This window comes from Microbacterium sp. NPDC078814, assembly GCF_040702645.1.
In the GTDB taxonomy this organism is placed as follows: Bacteria; Actinomycetota; Actinomycetes; order Actinomycetales; family Microbacteriaceae; genus Microbacterium.
This window is the reverse complement of record NZ_JBFBLT010000005.1, coordinates 248,867-266,743: the sequence shown is the minus strand read 5'-3', so window position 1 is coordinate 266,743 and position 17,877 is coordinate 248,867. Positions and strand designations below refer to the sequence as shown.

12 protein-coding genes are annotated in these 17,877 nt (G+C 72.1%); 9 read left to right on the top strand and 3 right to left on the bottom strand.

What is annotated here, in order from left to right; genetic code table 11:
- Positions 1-94: 94 nt before the first annotated feature.
- The 5 genes from AB0300_RS12020 (at position 95) to AB0300_RS12000 (ending at position 7,068) form a co-directional block, all read left to right on the top strand.
- Complete coding sequence (locus AB0300_RS12020) at positions 95-1,603, top strand: AlkA N-terminal domain-containing protein (protein WP_366216087.1); 1,509 nt, start codon at positions 95-97, stop codon at positions 1,601-1,603.
- On the top strand, positions 1,600-2,097 hold the full coding sequence (locus AB0300_RS12015; RefSeq protein WP_249520771.1) for a methylated-DNA--[protein]-cysteine S-methyltransferase: 498 nt from the start codon (positions 1,600-1,602) through the stop codon (positions 2,095-2,097). Before AB0300_RS12020 ends, AB0300_RS12015 begins: the two co-directional genes overlap by 4 nt.
- A gap of 306 nt (positions 2,098-2,403) precedes the next feature.
- Entirely contained in the window at positions 2,404-4,350 is a 1,947-nt protein-coding gene (locus AB0300_RS12010) for an ABC transporter ATP-binding protein (protein WP_366216086.1), read from the top strand.
- A complete protein-coding gene (locus AB0300_RS12005; protein ID WP_060923216.1) occupies positions 4,347-6,158 on the top strand; it encodes an ABC transporter ATP-binding protein in 1,812 nt (603 codons plus the stop codon). Before AB0300_RS12010 ends, AB0300_RS12005 begins: the two co-directional genes overlap by 4 nt.
- Positions 6,159-6,249: 91 nt before the next feature.
- Positions 6,250-7,068 carry a hypothetical protein gene (locus AB0300_RS12000; protein ID WP_303709506.1) on the top strand — a complete coding sequence of 273 codons (819 nt, stop codon included), beginning with the start codon at positions 6,250-6,252 and terminating at the stop codon, positions 7,066-7,068.
- 85 nt (positions 7,069-7,153) lie between these two features.
- On the opposite strand, the gene AB0300_RS11995 is transcribed toward AB0300_RS12000, so the two are convergent.
- A complete protein-coding gene (locus AB0300_RS11995) occupies positions 7,154-7,612 on the bottom strand; it encodes a GNAT family N-acetyltransferase (protein ID WP_025103788.1) in 459 nt (152 codons plus the stop codon).
- 153 nt (positions 7,613-7,765) lie between these two features.
- Here AB0300_RS11995 and AB0300_RS11990 point away from each other — a divergent pair, with 153 nt between their 5' ends.
- Entirely contained in the window at positions 7,766-9,985 is a 2,220-nt protein-coding gene (locus tag AB0300_RS11990) for an NADP-dependent isocitrate dehydrogenase (RefSeq protein ID WP_366216085.1), read from the top strand.
- A gap of 85 nt (positions 9,986-10,070) precedes the next feature.
- Here AB0300_RS11990 and AB0300_RS11985 read toward each other — a convergent pair whose 3' ends face one another.
- A complete protein-coding gene (locus AB0300_RS11985; protein ID WP_231729407.1) occupies positions 10,071-11,558 on the bottom strand; it encodes a L,D-transpeptidase family protein in 1,488 nt (495 codons plus the stop codon).
- A 115-nt stretch (positions 11,559-11,673) separates the two neighbouring features.
- On the bottom strand, positions 11,674-12,078 hold the full coding sequence (locus AB0300_RS11980; RefSeq protein WP_025103791.1) for a RidA family protein: 405 nt from the start codon (positions 12,076-12,078) through the stop codon (positions 11,674-11,676).
- Between the two features lie 25 nt (positions 12,079-12,103).
- On the opposite strand from AB0300_RS11980, the gene AB0300_RS11975 reads away from it, so the two are divergent.
- The 3 genes from AB0300_RS11975 (at position 12,104) to AB0300_RS11965 (ending at position 17,848) form a co-directional block, all read left to right on the top strand.
- A complete protein-coding gene (locus AB0300_RS11975) occupies positions 12,104-13,321 on the top strand; it encodes an amino acid deaminase (RefSeq protein ID WP_366216084.1) in 1,218 nt (405 codons plus the stop codon).
- The gene (locus AB0300_RS11970; protein ID WP_366216083.1) at positions 13,312-16,581 is read left to right on the top strand and encodes a family 20 glycosylhydrolase; all 3,270 of its coding nucleotides are present in this window, start codon (positions 13,312-13,314) and stop codon (positions 16,579-16,581) included. The genes AB0300_RS11975 and AB0300_RS11970 overlap by 10 nt, the downstream gene beginning before the upstream one ends.
- A 79-nt stretch (positions 16,582-16,660) precedes the next feature.
- Positions 16,661-17,848 carry an ROK family transcriptional regulator gene (locus tag AB0300_RS11965; protein ID WP_062635949.1) on the top strand — a complete coding sequence of 396 codons (1,188 nt, stop codon included), beginning with the start codon at positions 16,661-16,663 and terminating at the stop codon, positions 17,846-17,848.
- Positions 17,849-17,877: the final 29 nt, after the last annotated feature.

Here is a 17,877-nt window from a genome sequence, read left to right as displayed (position 1 = left end):
CGGGGCCTCGGCGCGTAGGCGGGGTCTCGGGGAAGGAACCGCGATGTCCGATTTCCGCCAGCCGGAGCCGTGCGGGGGTGAGAGAGTGGAGGACATGAGCCCCTCCTTCGACGAGCGCTACCGGGCGATCAGCGCTCGGGACACCCGCTTCGACGGGCAGTTCGTCACCGCCGTGCGCTCGACGGGGATCTACTGCCGGCCCAGCTGCCCGGCCCGCACGCCGAAGCCGCAGAACGTCACGTTCTATCCGACGAGTGCCGCGGCGCACGAGGCCGGCTACCGTGCGTGCAAGCGGTGCCTGCCGGAGGCCGCCCCCGGGTCGCCCGCGTGGGACGTCCGTGGAGACACGGCCGCGCGGGCCATGCGCCTGATCGCGTCCGGCGTGGTCGAGCGCGAGGGTGTGCCAGGACTCGCGTCGCGACTCGGCTACTCGAGCCGTCATCTCACGCGGCTGCTGACGACCGAGCTCGGCGCCGGACCGCTCGCACTCGCGCGAGCGCACCGCGCCCACACGGCCCGCATGCTCCTCGTGGGCACCGACATGCCCATCGCGGACGTCGCCTTCGCCGCCGGTTTCCACAGCGTCCGTCAGGGCAACGACACGATCCGCGAGGTGTTCGGTCTCACGCCGGGGGAGCTGCGCGCCCGCCGCCGCACGCCCTCCGCGGCCGTACCCGGCACGATCGACCTCGTCCTGCCGTACCGGGGCCCCCTGGATGCGGCCGGGGTCTTCGCGTGGATGGCCGCGCGAGCCGTGACGGGCGTCGAGGAGGCCACGGCGACGTCGTTCTCCCGTCATCTCCGGATGTCGGGCGGCCCCGCGTGGTTCGAGGTGCGTCAGGAGGAGACGGAGCGGCTGCATCTCCGGGCCCGCGTCGCGCAGCTCGGCGACCTCGCGCCGCTGGTGGCCACGGCGCGCCGCATCTTCGACCTCGACGCCGACCCGCTCGCGGTCGACGAGGCCCTGGCCGCGCACCCGCCCCTCGCCCCCCTCGTGGCGCGGACCCCCGGCATCCGCGTGCCCGGGGCTGCCGATCCGCACGAGATGCTCATCCGCGCGATGATCGGGCAGCAGATCACGGTCGTCGCCGCCCGCACCGCGCTCACCGCCCTCACCGACGCGTTGGGGGAGCGGACCCCCGACGGCCTGCTGTTCCCGACGATGTCGGCCATCGCGGAGCACGGGGCGGAGGTGCTGCGCGGCCCCGCCGCCCGGATCCGCGCCGTGACGGGAGCCGCCGCGGCCCTGGCGGACGGGAGCCTGACCCTCACCGTGGGCGATGACGGCCCGACGCAGCGCGCCGCCCTCCTCGCGATGCCGGGGATCGGACCCTGGACCGCCGATTACGTGCGGATGCGGGTGCTCGGCGATCCGGACGTGCTGCTCCCCGGCGACGTGGCTCTCCGTGCCGGTGCCGCGGCCTCCGGGCTGCCCGCCGACCCGAAGACCCTCACCGCCTGGGCGGAGCGCACCGCACCGTGGCGGAGCTACCTCAGCGCGCATCTGTGGCGTGCCGCCCCGATCCGTCCCGCCGGACCGCGGCGCAGATCCGCCGTCCGGCCCGCCCGCGACATCGCATCCGACACCGAGGAGACCTCATGACCGCTCTCATCCAGACCCTCGACACCCCCGACGGTCCCTTCACGATCCTCGCCGACGAGCGCCAGCGGGTGCTCGTGTCCGGGTGGACCGACGACGTCGAGGCGATCCTCGGCCGTCTTCCCGCCCGGGTGCGCCCCGATGCCGTGCGGGAGGCCGAGACGGACGCGGCGGGAGCCGTCGGCGCGTACTACGCGGGTGACGTCGCGGCGATCGACGGTGTCGCGGTCGCGCAGACGGGCACCGCCCTCCAGCTCGCCGGCTGGGCGGCGCTCCGCGGCATCGCGCCGGGGGAGCCCCTGACCTACACCGGCTTCGCGGCCCGGCTCGGCAATCCGCAGGCGGTGCGGGCCGCGGCGTCGATCTGCGCCCGCAACGCCCCGGCGCTGTTCGTGCCCTGCCATCGGGTGCTCCGCACGGACGGCTCCCTCGGCGGCTTCGCGTGGGGGCTCCCGGTGAAGGAGAGCCTTCTGGCGCGGGAGCGCGCCGCCCGCTGACCTCCCGATCCGAGGAGCCCGCCCCGTACGGAGCGGGCTCTTCGGCGTCCCGGGAATTCCCCTTGCGCTCAGCTGGTTCACAGGAATAGGCTGATGGGCTGTCGCGCCAACCGGACGACCTCGCCGAGCCCTTGAGGAGGACACCATGACCACGATCGCCACCGCGCGGATCGCCACCCTCGGCTCGACCCCGGCGCGCCCGCTCTCCTAGAGCCTCCGCCCCTCTTCTGCACCGGATGCCGGGCTCCGTGAGCCCGCTCTCGCATCCGTTCCCCGCTCTTCTCCCCTTCGACTCCTCTGAGAGACATGTCTTCCTCGTCTTCCGCGCAGAACCCGTCCCCCTCGTCCTCCCTCTCCACGCCCGCCGCGCTGTGGCGGCTCAAGCCGTTCGTGAAGCCCGTCATCTGGCGCCTCGCCGGCGGTGCCGCCAGCGCGCTCGCGGCCGCGCTCATCGCCCTGATGATCCCCATCGTGCTCGAGCAGATCATCGGCGGGCCGGTGCAGTCCGGAGCGCTCGACGCGATCATCTGGGGAGCGCTCGCCGTGTTCGCCCTCGGCCTCGGCGAGGCGCTCATGGTGTGGCTCCGCCGGCAGTTCGTGCTCTTCCCCGCCACGCAGGTGGAGTACCGCATGCGCACCGAGCTCTACGCGCGCCTGCAGACGCTTCCCGTCGCGTTCCACGACCGGTGGCAGTCCGGGCAGCTGCTGAGCCGCATGATGCAGGACATCGGCCTCATCCGCCGGTGGCTCGCCTTCGGCCTCGTCCTCCTCGTCGTGAACGTGCTGACGATCCTCATCGGCTCGGTGCTGCTGTTCCGCTGGCACTGGCTGCTGGGCACGATCTTCCTCGTGACGGCGGTCCCGCTGTGGATCCGCGGCTACCTCTTCGAGAAGCGCTACGGCGCGCTCACCCGCCGCAGCCAGGACCAGGCGGGCGATCTCGCCACCAGCGTCGAGGAGAGCGTGCACGGCATCCGCGTGCTCAAGGCGTTCGGCCGCGGCACGCACGCCCTCCGCCGCTTCAGCCGTCAGGCCGAGACGCTGCGCGAGACCGAGATGAGCAAGGCCGGGGCCATCGCCTCGATCTGGTTCTGGCTCGACCTCATGCCGCAGATCGCCTTCGGCGTCAGCCTCATGTCGGGCATCTGGCTCATCTCGCAGGACGCGATCACGTCGGCGGAGCTCTTCGCCTTCTTCGCGATGGCCGTCGTGCTGCGCTGGCCGATCGAGTCGATCGGCTTCCTGTTCTCGTTCATGCTCGACGCGCGCACGGCGACGGACCGCGTCTTCGACATCTTCTCGGAGACGAACACCATCACCGATCCGGAGAACCCGGTGCACATCGAGAACCCGCGCGGCGAGCTCGCGTTCGAGAACGCGCACTTCCGGTACCAGGACGCGGCCGCCGACGAGCGCGACCTGCTCGACGGTATCGACCTCGTGCTGCGGCCGGGGGAGACCATGGCGCTCGTGGGGCTCACCGGCAGCGGCAAGACGACGCTGACGACGCTGCCGACACGGCTGTACGACGTGACGGGAGGCCGGGTCACGCTCGACGGCGTCGACGTGCGCGACCTGACGCTCGCCGAGCTCCGGGAGCACATCGCGATGGCGTTCGAGGACGCGACGCTCTTCTCGGCGTCGGTCCGTGAGAACGTCCTGCTCGGACGCGCCGACCTCGACGTGCACAGCCCCGAAGCCGAGCGCGTCCTGCGCGAGGCGCTCGACGTGGCGCAGGCGGCCTTCGTCGACACGCTCCCCGAGGGCGTCGAGACGGTGATCGGCGAGGAGGGACTGAGCCTGTCCGGCGGACAGCGCCAGCGGCTCGCCCTGGCCCGTGCCGTGGCCGCCAACCCCCGGGTCCTCGTCCTCGACGATCCGCTGTCGGCGCTGGACGTCGACACCGAGGCGCTCGTCGAGGAGGCGCTGCGGCACGTGCTCGCCGACACCACCGCGATGATCGTCGCGCATCGTCCGTCCACCGTGGCCCTCGCCGACCGCGTGGCGCTGCTCGAGGACGGCCGGATCACCGCCGTCGGCACGCACGCCGAGCTGCTGAGGACGAGCCGGCACTACCGGCACGTCATCTCCAGTCTGGAAGCCGAGGAGGCCGCCCGCACCGGGGCCATCCCGATCATCCGCGACGAGCAGGCCGAGATCCACGAGACCGTGCAGGACGGCATCCGCGAGGAGGCCGATGACGAGGCGCCGGGAGGCGCCCCCCGATTCGCAGGAGAGGAGGTGCAGCGATGAGCTCCCTCACCGGAACCCAGGACGAGGACCGCTCCCGCCTCACCACGGAGGAGAGCAGGGCGATCCGCCGCCGCTCGCTGCGGCTGCTCGGCTCGCTCGTGCGTCCGCTCAAGCCGCAGATCGTGCTCGCCGCGACCGTGCTCGTCATCTCGACGGCGCTGCAGGTGGCGGGGCCGATCCTCATCAGCATCGGCCTCGACCGGGCGCTCCCCGCGGTGCTCGACGACGCCGACTGGATGCCGACGTTCGTCGTCGGCGGGATCTACCTGCTCGCGGGTGCTCTCGCCGCTGTGCTCATCGCCTGGTACGTCATCATCGCGGCGAAGCTGACCCAGGCCGTCCTGCTGGACCTGCGCAAGCGCATCTTCCTGCACACCCAGCGCCTGAGCCTGGAGTTCCACGAGTCGTACACCTCGGGGCGGATCATCTCGCGCCAGACGAGCGACCTGGACTCCATCAAGGAGCTCCTCGACGGCGGCCTGAACGAGCTCGTCTCCGGCGTGCTCTTCGGAGTCTTCACCTTCATCGCGCTGTGCGTGTGGGACTGGCAGTCCGGTCTCATCCTCGCGATCGGCGGCGTGCCGCTGTTCTTCCTCATGCGCTGGTTCTACTCGCGCTCGCAGCTCGTGTACCGCGAGTCCCGGGTGATCAGCGCGAAGGTGATCGTCCAGTTCGTGGAGACCATGACGGGCATCCGCGCGGTCAAAGCCTTCCGGAAGGAGCCGCGCAACGACGAGGCCTTCCAGGGCGTGGCCGGCGAGTACCGGGACGTGAACCGTCGCTCGATGCTGCTGTTCGGCACGTTCGAGCCGGGCCTCATGGGCGTCGCGGCGCTCGTGCTCGGGGTCGTCGTGCTGTGGGGCGGCATCCGGGTCTCGGAGGGAGCGCTGACGGTCGGCGTGCTGCTGTCCGCCGTGCTCTACGTGCGCAACTTCTTCGCTCCGATGCAGGAGATCGCGATGTTCCTCAACTCCTATCAGTCCGCCACCGCGGCGCTGGAGAAGGTGTCGGGCGTCCTGGAGGAGGTCCCGACGGTGCCGGACCCCGAGAAGCCGGTCGACCTCTGGGAGTCCCGCGGGCACATCCGCTTCGACGAGGTCACGTTCGCGTACAACGAGGACAAGACGATCCTGCCGAACTTCTCGCTCGACATCCCGGCCGGGCAGACCATCGCGCTGGTCGGGACGACGGGGGCGGGCAAGTCCACGCTGGCCAAGCTCATCTCGCGGTTCTACGACCCGTCCGCGGGGACGGTGACGCTCGACGGCGTCGATCTGCGGTCGCTGCACCCGAAGGATCTCCGCCGGGCGATCGTCATGGTCACGCAGGAGGCGTACCTGTTCAGCGGGACCGTCGCCGACAACATCGCGCTCGGGCGCCCGGACGCGACGCTCGACGAGATCCGCGAGGCGGCACGGGCGGTGGGCGCCGACGCGTTCATCTCGGCGCTGCCGGACGGGTACGACACCGACGTGAACAAGCGCGGCGGTCGTGTCTCGGCGGGGCAGCGCCAGCTCATCTCGTTCGCCCGCGCCTTCCTCGCCGACCCGGCGGTGCTGATCCTCGACGAGGCGACGGCCTCGCTGGACATCCCGTCCGAGCGGCTGATCCAGGACGCGTTGCAGACGCTGCTGGCCGACCGGACGGCGATCATCATCGCGCACCGGCTGTCGACGGTGGCGATCGCGGACCGTGTGCTCGTGATGGAGCACGGCCGGATCATCGAGGACGACACCCCGGCCGCTCTGATCGGCGGCACCGGGAAGTTCGCCCAGTTGCACGCGGCCTGGCAGGAGACGCTCGTCTGACGCGCTGACGCGACTGAGGCCCCGGCATCCGCACGGATGCCGGGGCCGCTGCGTCCGGGCGCGGGCGCGCCGCGGTCGGTAGCATCGAAGGATGGACCCCTTCCTCCTCGTCGCGGAGTGGTGGTGGCTCGCGCCGACCGCCGCCGGGGTGACCGCGGGCGCGATCGGGGTGCGTCATCGCAACACCCGCAGCGGCCGCCGACTGGAGTACGACGCCGCGCGGCACGACCTCCGTGAGGCCCAGCAGCGCGCGGTGGTCCGACGGACGGCTCTGAAAGTGGCACGAGCCGACCTCGCGAGGGTCTCCGCCGAGCGGGCCGCGCAGCGCGCGAGCGCCGAGCAGGTGGCCGGCGCCCGGCGCATGCTCAAGGAGCGCGAACGCGATGCCAGGGCGGCGGCGGCCGACGTCCGCGCCCGACGCGTCAGGGTGAATGCCGCCCGGGCCGCGATCCCCGCCGGCTCCGCCCCGCGGCCGCTGGAGCGGCTGTACGCGGAGCACGAGGCAGTGACGGCGCGGTGGATGCGGTACGAGACCGACCCCGCGCTGCAGATCACCTACCCCGAGATGACGGACGTGAAGCGCCCGGAGACGGCCGCCTACCTCCGGGCCGCCGGCGCGGCGGTCGAGGCGCGTCGGCAGACGACGGGCCGCGTGACCGCCGCCGAGTACGCGGCCTACCGCGACGCCGTCGCCGAGCTGGAGCGGGCGTTCGAGGCCGCCGAGCACGCCGCGAAGGTGCAGACGGGGGAGGCGCCGCCGACTCCGGCCTGGCAGGACGCCGCGCAGGACATGCTGCACCGGTCTGCGGAGGCCATCGACAGGGCGGCCGGAGCTGCCGCGTCTGCGCTCGCCGCGTGGAACAGCCGCCGGGGGAAGGGCACGCCTCCCGGCGACAGCGGTCAGCGCTGAGAGGGATCGAGCTCGCGCCGCCCGGTGGAATCCGAGGGCGACGGAGTCTCGATGGGGGAGGGGATTCGAGACCCCGCCGCCGGTCTCAGGAGGGGACCCGGATCTCGGCGATGACCTCGCCGTAGGCCGTCTCGCCGACGGGGGTGAAGCCGACGCGCCGGAAGAACGCCTCCGGGCCGTCCTCGCCGGCTTCGTAGATGACGTTGACATGGTCGACGCCGCGGTTGCGTGCTTCGTCGATGAGACTCTCCACGGCGAAGCGGCCGACGCCGCGACCCTGGTCGTCCGCGTCGACGTTGATGCGCCACAGCACGGAACGGAAGTGCTCCTCCGGGGCCTCGTCGTCGAAGTTGGCGCTCACGAAGCCCACGACCTCGTTGCGGTCCAGGATCACCCGCTGCCAGGAGGTCTGCGGGTTGATGACGGTGGCCGCGATGCCGTACGAGACGGGGGCGAGGAACTGCTCCTGTCCGGGCTTGAGCGACAGGTTGTTCACGGCGACGATCGTCGCGGCGGAGAGTTCGACCATGCGCAGTTCGGACATGTCCCCAGGCTAGCCCCTCCGGTCACCGCATTCATCACTCGGGAGGACTTTTCACGGACCGGGCGCCTCCCTCGAGGCCACCGCTTCGGGGCCGACCCCGCTCAGGTATCTTGGTATCGAGACAAATAGACCTCGTGAACGGAGAACCTCCCGGTGACCGACGACGCCATCATCTACACCTACACCGACGAGGCACCGGCACTGGCCACCGCCTCGTTCCTGCCGATCGTCCAGGCCTACACGGGCCAGGCGGGCATCGAGTTCGAGACGCGGGACATCTCTCTGGCCGGCCGCATCCTCGCCGCCTTCCCGCAGAAGCTCACCCCCGAGCAGCAGGTCGGCGACGCGCTGGCGGAGCTGGGCGGCCTCGCCACCCTCCCCGAGGCCAACATCATCAAGCTGCCGAACATCTCGGCGTCGATCCCGCAGCTCAAGGCGGCCATCGCGGAGCTGCAGCAGCAGGGGTACGACATCCCCGACTTCCCGGACGAGCCCTCGTCGCTGGAGGAGAAGGACATCCGCGCCCGCTACGACCGCATCAAGGGCTCCGCCGTGAACCCGGTGCTGCGCGAGGGCAACAGCGACCGCCGGGCGCCGCTGGCGGTGAAGAACTACGCCAAGAAGCACCCGCACCGCAACAAGCCGTTCGCGGAGGGCTCCAAGACCCGCGTCGCCACCCTGGGCCACGACGACTTCAAGCACAACGAGCGCTCGTGGGTCGCCGCTCACGACGACGTCCTCTCCTTCCGCCACACCGCGAAGGACGGCACCGTCACGGTCCTCAAGGAGGGGCTCAAGGTCCTCCCGCGCGAGATCATCGACGCGACGTTCCTGTCCGCGAAGGAGCTGGACGCGTTCCTCGCCGACACCCTCGCGGAGGCCAAGGCCGACGACGTGCTCTACTCGGTGCACCTCAAGGCCACGATGATGAAGGTCAGCGACCCGATCATCTTCGGTCACGTCGTGAAGGCGTTCTTCAAGAACGTCTTCGACCAGTACGGCACCCAGCTCGCCGAGGCCGGGCTCAGCGCGAACGACGGCCTCGGCTCGATCCTCGCCGGCCTGGCCACCGTCGCGGGTGGCGAGGAGATCGCCGCGGCGTTCGACAAGGCCATCGCCGAGGGGCCGCGCCTCTCGTACGTGAACTCCGACAAGGGGATCACGAACCTGCACGTGCCGAGCGATGTCATCGTCGACGCATCCATGCCCGCCCTCGTCCGCAACGGCGGGAAGCTCTGGGGCAAGGACGGCGAGGAGGCCGACACGATCGCGGTCATCCCCGACTCCTCCTACGCGAGCGTCTACCAGGCCGTGATCGACGATGTGATCGCGAACGGCCCGCTCGACCCCGCCACCATCGGCACCGTACCGAACGTGGGTCTCATGGCGCAGGCGGCCGAGGAGTACGGCAGCCACGACAAGACGTTCGAGATCGCGGCGGACGGCATCGTCCAGGTGCTCGACAGCGAGGGCACCGTCCTCATCGAGCACGAGGTCGGCAAGGGTGACATCTGGCGTGCGACGCAGACCAAGCACATCCCGGTCATGGACTGGGTCAAGCTCGCGGTCGGCCGCGCCCGCGCGACGGGTGCCCCGGCGGTGTTCTGGCTCGACGCGAACCGCTCGCACGACGCGCAGATCATCGCGAAGGTGCACCAGGGTCTCGCCACGCTCGACACCAAGGGCCTGACGATCACGATCCTCGCGCCGGAGGAGGCGACGCGGTACACGCTCGCCCGCATGCGTCACGGTCTGGACACCATCTCGGTGACCGGCAACGTGCTGCGCGACTACCTCACCGACCTGTTCCCGATCCTCGAGGTCGGCACGAGCGCCAAGATGCTCTCCATCGTGCCGCTGCTCGCCGGCGGCGGACTGTTCGAGACGGGCGCCGGCGGCTCGGCTCCGAAGCACGTGCAGCAGCTGGTCGAGGAGAACTACCTGCGCTGGGACTCGCTGGGCGAGTTCTTCGCGCTGGCCGCCTCCCTCGAACACTTCGCCGACCGCACGGGCAACGAGAAGGCCCGCGTGCTCGCGGAGACGCTCGACGCCGCGACCGGTACCTTCCTCGAGGAGGACCGCTCGCCCGGCCGCGCTCTCGGCACGATCGACAACCGCGGAAGCCACTTCTACCTCGGCCTGTACTGGGCGCAGGAGCTGGCGAAGCAGACGAAGGACCCTGAGCTCGCCGCCGCCTTCGCGCCCATCGCCGAGAAGCTCGCCGCGAACGAGGAGACGATCGTCTCCGAGCTGAACGCGGTGCAGGGCTCCCCGGTGGAGATCGGCGGCTACTACCGTCCGGACGAGAAGCTCGTCGAGGCGGTCATGCGCCCGTCCACGACGCTCAACGAGATCGTCGACGCCCTGCGCTGAGACGACGAGAAGGGGGCGGATGCTGCGGCATCCGCCCCCTTCTGCTGTCTTCCCCAGCCGGCTTCGCCCGGTGCAGGGCTCCGGATCAGTTGTAGACGGAGACCTCGAGGCCCACGGGGGACCAGTCGTAGACGTACTTGGCGAGGTCGATCGGCAGGTTCACGCAGCCGTGGCTCATCCGGTTGCCGAAGTTGTTGTGCCAGTAGGTGCCGTGGAAGCCGATGTTCGGGGCGAACCACGTGATCCAGGGCACGTCCTCGGTGCAGTACGGCGCGCCCTCGTAGCAGCCCATGTCCTGGATGGCGGTGTGCGCGAACACCTTGAAGTTGCCGGTCGGCGTGGGCGTTCCGGGAAGACCGGTCGACACCGCCCAGGACTGCACGACCTTGTCGTTCTCGAACAGGTAGGCGCGCTGCGTGCTGAGGTTGATCTCGGCGCGGCGGAACAGGTTCGTCGTCTCGAAGGGGGTCTCCGTCACGGAGAGGGCGAAGACGCCGTCTCCCGCGGCGAGTTGCGTCGCGAAGTCGTCGGCGATGTCCGCGGTGTCGCCGAGGGCGCGTCCGGTGGCGCCCTCCTTCTCGGCGCGCAGCACGTTCCCCGCGGAGTCCACGATGTTGGTCGCGTTGACGGGGGCGCGGTCCACCGCGGCGGGCAGCGTGTCGACCGTGGCCTGGATCGCCTCGGGGTCGGCCTCGATGCGGAGCTGGCCGTCGTCGTCGACCACGGTCAGCCAGGAGGCCGCGACCTCGGGGGAGACCGGGACGGTCCGCTCCTCGCCGACGTAGAAGCCGATGGTCGAGAGCATGGTGTTGAGCGTGGTCGCGGTCGCCGTGGCGTCGTCGTCGGACACGGCGGGCGCGGCCTCGGCCGGACCACCGGGGTACTCGAACGTCGTGCGGCCGTCGCCCACGGCCTCGACGAAGGCCGCGTTCAGTGCGGTCACGTCGATGCCCGTCCCGGGCGTGGACGGCGTGACGGCGTAGGTGCCCTTCGCGGCGTCGAAGACCACTCCGGCGTCGACCGGGTCGACGAAGCTGCCGGGGACGGCGCTGCGGAGCGCCGCGGCGGCGGTCTCCTGGTCGAGCACGATGTCGGCCGGCACGGGGTCGCCCATCCACGCGCCGAGGTTCCACATCGGGTGTGCGGCGAACGCGGCGTCGGCGAGCGCGGTGGCATCGGCGGTGGCGCCCAGGTCGGCGCCCGTGAGCACGGCGTCGTCGCCCTCGCCCGTGAGCGTGACCTCGGTCTGCGCGAGGCGGGAGCTGATCGCGTCGGCGGCGGCCCCGGGGGTCATCCAGCCGACCGGGATGCCCGCGACGGTGGTGCCGGGGGCGATGAGGATCATCGAGGCGGCGCCGGCGCCGAGCGCGACCACGCCGAGGCCGAGACCGATCCACAGGCCGAGGCGGCGCTTCTTCGGGGCGGGCTCGACGGGAGCCCAGGCCAGGGGCTGCTCGCCGGTCTGCGGCGGGGCCGTGTCGGTCGCCGCCTCCGGCGTCAGGACGCTCGTCGGTGTCGCATCGTCGGGCTGTGCCCCCGTCGCAGTGCCCGGCGTGGAAATCAGATCGGTCACGAACTACACCCCCCGCAGTCTCGACGTGTCCTGTCGTCCATGGTACGGGATGGCTGGTAACGGGGAGGCAACGGTCCTGATAAGGTGCCTCCCCGTTCGCCAGGGGTGTCGGGGGTCAGTCGACGACGGCGAGTCCGTCGATCTCGACGAGCATCTCCTCGCGGGGAAGTCCGGTGAAGACGGTGGTGCGGGAGGGCAGCACGCCGCTGGTCGTGTGGGCCTCGACGAACGCGCCGTAGGCCTCGTTCATGATCGGGAAGTCCTCGCGCTTGGTGAGGTACACGCGCAGCATCACGACATCGTCGAACGTGGCGCCGGAGGCCTCCACGATGGCCTTGACGTTCTCGAGCGTGCGGGTGGTCTGCGCCGCGACGTCGCCCGGGTACAGGTACTCGTTGGTCTGCGGGTCGACGGGGCCCTGGCCGGAGACCTGGACGATCGGGCCCTTGCGGACGCCCTGCGAGAAGGTGTGCGCGGGAGCGGGGGCGGCGTCGGTGGAAACTCGTGTCTTCGCGGTCATGCCGCCAGCCTAGTAGCCTTGTTAGATGCCTCTACAAATTCCGGATCCCGTCCTCGGCGCCTGGGCGAAGGGGTTCCCGGCGCACGCCGCGGGGCTGCGTCTGTCGGAGGTCGGCGCGGCCGGTCTGCACCTGTCGGACCTCGGCACCCCGGTGCTCACGGTGCACGCCGACGCGATCGCGCACAACGAGGACACGGTGTTCGGCTGGGCCGCGCGCGAGGGCGTCCGCCTCGCCCCCCACGGCAAGACCACCATGGCGCCCGCGCTCTGGCAGCGGCTGCTCGACGCGGGAGCCTGGGGGATCTCGGTCGCCACACCCTGGCAGGCCCGCGTCGCCGTCGACGCCGGTGTGCCCACGGTGCTCATCGCCAACGGGGTGACGGGCGGCGCCGCGGCCCGGGAGCTCGGAGCGATGCTCGCGGCCGACGAGGGCCTGCGGATCCTCTGCGGCGCGGATTCCCTCGCCGGTGTCGCGATCCTCGCCGACGCCCTCGCCGGCGCCCCTCGACCGCTGGACGTGCTCGTGGAGCTCGGCGGCGCGCAGGGCAGGACGGGCGCGCGCACGGTGGCGGTGGGTGAGCGCATCGCCGCGGCGATCGCGGCCGCCCCTGGTCTCCGCCTGGCCGGGGTGACGGGCTACGAGGGGCCCTTCGGTCCCGATCGCTCCGCGGCCTCGGTCGCCGCGGTGGACGGCTTCCTGGCCACGCTCGTCGAGCTGCACAACCGTCTCGACTACCCCGACGGCGTCCGCCCCGTGCTCAGCGCGGGGGGCAGCTCCTTCCCCGATCGCGCCGCCGCGGTCCTCGGCGCTGCGGGAGGGGACGCCGAGGTCGTGCTGCGCTCCGGCGCGTTCCAGATCCACGACGACGGCTTCTACTCCCGCATGTCGCCGTTCGGTCCGCTGACGGACACCGCTCCACTCCGGTCCGCGATGCACGCGTGGTCGCGAGTGGTCTCCCAGCCCGAACCCGGCCTCGCCCTGCTCGACGCCGGGCGGCGGGACGTGCCGTTCGACATCGACCTCCCGGTGCCGCAGTCGGTCGCCGGCGCCGTGACCGCCCTGAACGACCAGCACGCCTTCCTCCGGCCCGCCGAGGGGGCGACCGTCGCGGTCGGCGAGGTCGTGCGGCTGGGTCTCTCGCATCCGTGCACCGCGTTCGACAAGTGGCGCGTCGTCGCCGTGATCGACGACCCCGACGCCGAGGACCCCCGGGTGATCGACGCGGTGGCGACATGCTTCTGAGCGCCGAGAAGGCCGCGGCCGGCCTGGTGCGCGTCTATCGTCGGGCGACCGTCGTCGACGGTACCGGTGCTCCGCGCGTCGTCGCGGACGTTGCGGTGGAGGGGGCCAGGGTCGTCGCCGTCGTCCGCGACGGCGACGGGACGACGCTCGAGCTGCCGGACGGCGCGGTCGAGGTCGAGGCGTCCGGCCTCGTCCTGGCGCCCGGTTTCATCGACATGCACGCGCACAGCGATCTCGCGGTGCTCCAGGGGGCCGCGCACGACGCCAAGATCCGTCAGGGGGTCACGACCGAGGTGCTCGGGCAGGACGGCCTGGGCTACGCGCCGCTGGACGAGGCGACAGCCGCCGTCATCCCCGCGCAGATCGCAGGCTGGAACGGGCGGCCGTCAGTGGTCCCGTGGCGGTCGATGGACGACCTCCTGCGGGCGATCGACGCTGCCGCGGTGGCCAACGCCGCGGTGCTGGTGCCGCAGGGCAACCTCCGGATGATGGTGGTCGGACACGACGACCGCCGTGCGACCCCTGCCGAGATCGCGGCCATGGCCGACCTGCTCGGGCAGGCCCTCGACGCGGGGGCCTTCGGCATGTCCAGCGGCCTGACCTACACCCCGGGGATGTACGCCGACACCGCGGAGCTCGAAGCCCTCTGCCGGGTGGTGGCGGAGCGCGGCGGCTACTGGGCGCCGCACACCCGCAGCTACGGGCGGGCGGCGCTGGACGCGTACCGCGAGGCCATCGAGATCGGCCGCCGCACCGGGTGCCCGGTCCATCTCACCCACGCGACCATGAACTTCGCCCCGAACCGCGGTCGCGCCGCCGAGCTGCTGGCGCTCGTCGACGCGGCGACGGCCGACGGCGTCGACGTGACCCTGGACACCTACCCCTATCTCCCGGGGGCGACGACCCTCGCCGCGCTCCTGCCCAGCCGGCTGGCGGCGACCGGCGACCTGCTCGGCGTCCTGGGAGCCCTCGACGCCGAGGGGCGCGAGGCGGTCCGCGTCGAGCTGGAGGAGATCGGCTGCGACGGATTCCACGGCGAGGCGGCGGATTGGTCGGCGATCCAGATCTCGGGGACCGCCCACCCCGATCTGGCCGGGCTCGTCGGCCGGACGATCGCCGACATCGCGGCGGAGACGGGGCAGCGCGCCGTCGATGTCGTGATCGACACGATCCTCGCCGATGCCGGCGCCACGGGTGTGCTCATGCACATCGGCGACGAGGACAACGTCCGCGCCATCATGCGGCACCCGCGGCACTCCGGCGGCAGCGACGGTATCCTCATCGGCGCGCGCCCGCACCCGCGCGGCCGTGGCACGTTCCCCCGTTACCTCGGGCACTACGTCAGGGAGCTGGGGGTGCTGAGCCTCGAGGAAGCGGTGCGTCATCTCTCCGGCAACCCGGCCGCCCGCCTCGGCCTCGACCGCGGCGACGCACCGCGCGGCGTGATCCGCGAGGGCGCCACCGCCGACCTGGTGCTCTTCGACCCGGAGACGATCGCAGCCGGAGCCACCTTCGACGACCCGCACGGCGCGCCGCAGGGCGTGCATGAGGTGCTCGTCGGCGGTGTGCCGGTCGTCATCGACGGCGACCCCACGGGTGCCGTCGTCGGCCGTGCGCTGCGGATGCCTCCGTCCGCGCCGCGGGCGACGGTGCCGCACATCCCCGCAGAGATCGACTCCCTGGCTCCTGGCTTCCGGTGGACGCCCTCGACCCCGATCCTCGGCGCGCCGGAGCTGGCGGCCGCGGTCGCACGGCTCGGCGGCGGGGGAGCGGACGACACCCTGCCCGCGATCCGCCTCGTGATCGACGAGGAGCTGGGCGCCGCGGCCTCCGCCGCGGGGCGCCACGGTGCCGAGGCCTTCCGGGTGACCGTGACGGCCTCCGGGATCGAGATCGCGGGGGCGACGCCGGAGGGGGTCTTCCGCGGCGCGACCACGCTCCGGCAGCTCCGCGACCCGGATCACGACCCCGCCCTCCCCGCGATCATCCCGGCCGGGCGCTGGGAGGGCGCTCCCGCCTCTGCCTGGCGCGGTGCGATGCTCGACGTGGCGCGGCACTTCCGCCCTGCGGAGGACGTGCGTCGCCTCATCGACCTGCTCGCCGACCACCACCTCAGCATCCTGCACCTGCACCTGACGGACGATCAGGGCTGGCGCTTCGAGGTGCCCGGCTACCCGCGCCTGACCGAGGTCGGCGCGCGGCGCGAGGCCACCCAACGCGGTCACGGACCGGAGGCCACGGTCGAGCCCGGCGTGCACGAGGGCTTCTACACCTCCGCCGAGCTGCGCGACCTCGTGCGGTACGCGGAGGAGCGCTTCGTGACGCTCGTGCCCGAGGTCGAGCTGCCGGGACACATCCAGGCCGCGCTCGCCGCCTATCCGGAGCTCGGCAACTGCGACGTCGGGACGCCGCCCACCGGGCCGTGGGAGCGCTTCGGCGTGAACGCCCGCACCCTCGCGCCCACCCCGGAGGCGCTGGCCTTCGGCCGTGCCGCCATCGACGCGCTGTGCGACGTGTTCCCGTCCCTGTGGATCGGGATCGGCGGGGACGAGGTCCCGGTGACCGAGTGGGCGGAGAGCGCGGCCGCCGCCGCGCGCATGCAGGAGCTGGGGCTGGCCACGGCGCACGACGTGCAGCCGTGGTTCACGGCGCAGTTCGTCGACCACGTCCGCCGCCGCGGTCGGACCGCGTTGGCCTGGGACGAGGTGCTGGAGGGCGAGGTGCCCGAGGGCGTCCGCATCCTCGCCTGGCGCGGACCGGTCGCGATGCGCGAGGCGCTGCGCCGGGGGATCCCGGTCGTGGGGTGCCCGGATCTCGAGGTCTACCTCGACTACCCGCAGTCGGAATCGACCGAGGAGCCCATCCGCGTCGGTCCGCCGCTGACCATCGAGCGCGCGTACTCCTTCCAGGTCGTCGAGGGGGCGGTCGGCGGGCAGGCGAACGTGTGGACGGAGCACCTGCCGAGCAGGGACCGGGTCGACTTCGCGATGTTCCCGCGTCTCGCCGCGATCGCGGAGCGGCTCTGGGACGGGGGAGAGCCCGCCCCGTTCGCCGACTTCGCGCGGCGGCTGCCCACGCACCTGCGGCGCCTCGCCGCGGCGGCGGTGCGGTATCGTCCGCTGGACGGTCCGTCGCCCGAGCAGCGGCGCCCGGGGGTCCCCGGCAAGCCCATGACGGTGGAGACGCGGGAGGCGATCGTCGCCGGCCTCGTCGAGCGCCTGCTCCGCCGGGCCGCTGACGAGGATCCGCGGTCGGCGTGATGTCACGTTTCGGTAACCCTGCCCGCGGAATCGCGCGGAACAGTTGCACAATTCCTGTTCGTAAGGTCTACTAACAAACATGTCCGTTTCGGATGATCAGCGCCCCGCGGCGACGACAGACTTCGTCGCCGCGAACGCGCACGCCTTCGGCCCCGCGCGGCATCTCCGTTCGCGCACCAAGGTGCTCCCCGAGCACGCGCGCGGTCATAACCGCGCCCTCGTGCTGCAGACGCTCTATCACTCGGGGGCGATGAGCCGCGCCGACCTCTCCCGCGAGACCGGCCTCACGCGCGTCACGATCTCCGACCTCGTCGCGGAGTTCATCGCCGACGGCATCGTCGTCGAGATCGGCGTCCGCGAGGCGGTGGGCCCCGGAAAGCCGCCGATCCTCATCGACATCGACCGCGTGGGGCATCAGATCATCGGACTCGACCTGTCCGGTCCGACCGCCTTCGAGGGGGCCGTGCTCAGCCTCGACGGCGACGTGCTGGAGCGGCGTCAGGTCCCGCGTCCCGCGACGCCCGACGGCGATGCCGCGTACGACGCCCTCCGCGGCCTCGCGCAGACCCTCGTCGAGATCGCCACGCAGCCGGTGCTCGGCGTCGGCATCGGCACCCCGGGTGTCGTGCGCCCGGACGGCCTCGTCCTCAGCTCGCCCAACCTCGGCTGGACCGACTTCCCGCTGGAGGCGAAGCTCAGCGCCGAGCTCGACCTCCCCGTGCTGGCGCGCAACGACGCCAACGCGGCGGTGCTCGCGGAGTACACGTTCGGCGAGGCGGAAGCCGACTTCATGCTGATCAAGATCGGCCGCGGCGTGGGTGCCGGGCTCATCACCGGCAGCCAGCCGCTCCTCGGCAGCCGTTTCGCGGCGGGGGAGATCGGTCACGTCGTCGTCGGCACGGACGGCGGCCCGCGCTGCGCGTGCGGCAAGATCGGCTGTCTGGAGGCGTGGCTGAGCGTGAGCCGCATGCAGGAGGCGCTCGACGCCGACCCGGCCGCGCGCGAGGAGATCCTGCGCGACTCCGGGACCCGCATGGCGATCGCGATCGCCCCTATCGTCGCCGCCCTCGACCTGTCCGAGGTCGTGCTCTCCGGGCCGGCCGAGCTGCTGGACGGCACGCTCATCGACGCGGCCGTTGAGACGCTCCACGCGCGGACGCTCGAGGGCGTCTTCGAGGACGTCATGGTGCGGCTCACCCGCCAGGACGACATCGTGCTCCGCGGCGCCGCGGTGATGGTGCTCTCCGGGCAGCTGGGGGTGTCGTGACCTCCGCGACCATGACCGGGAACGGCATC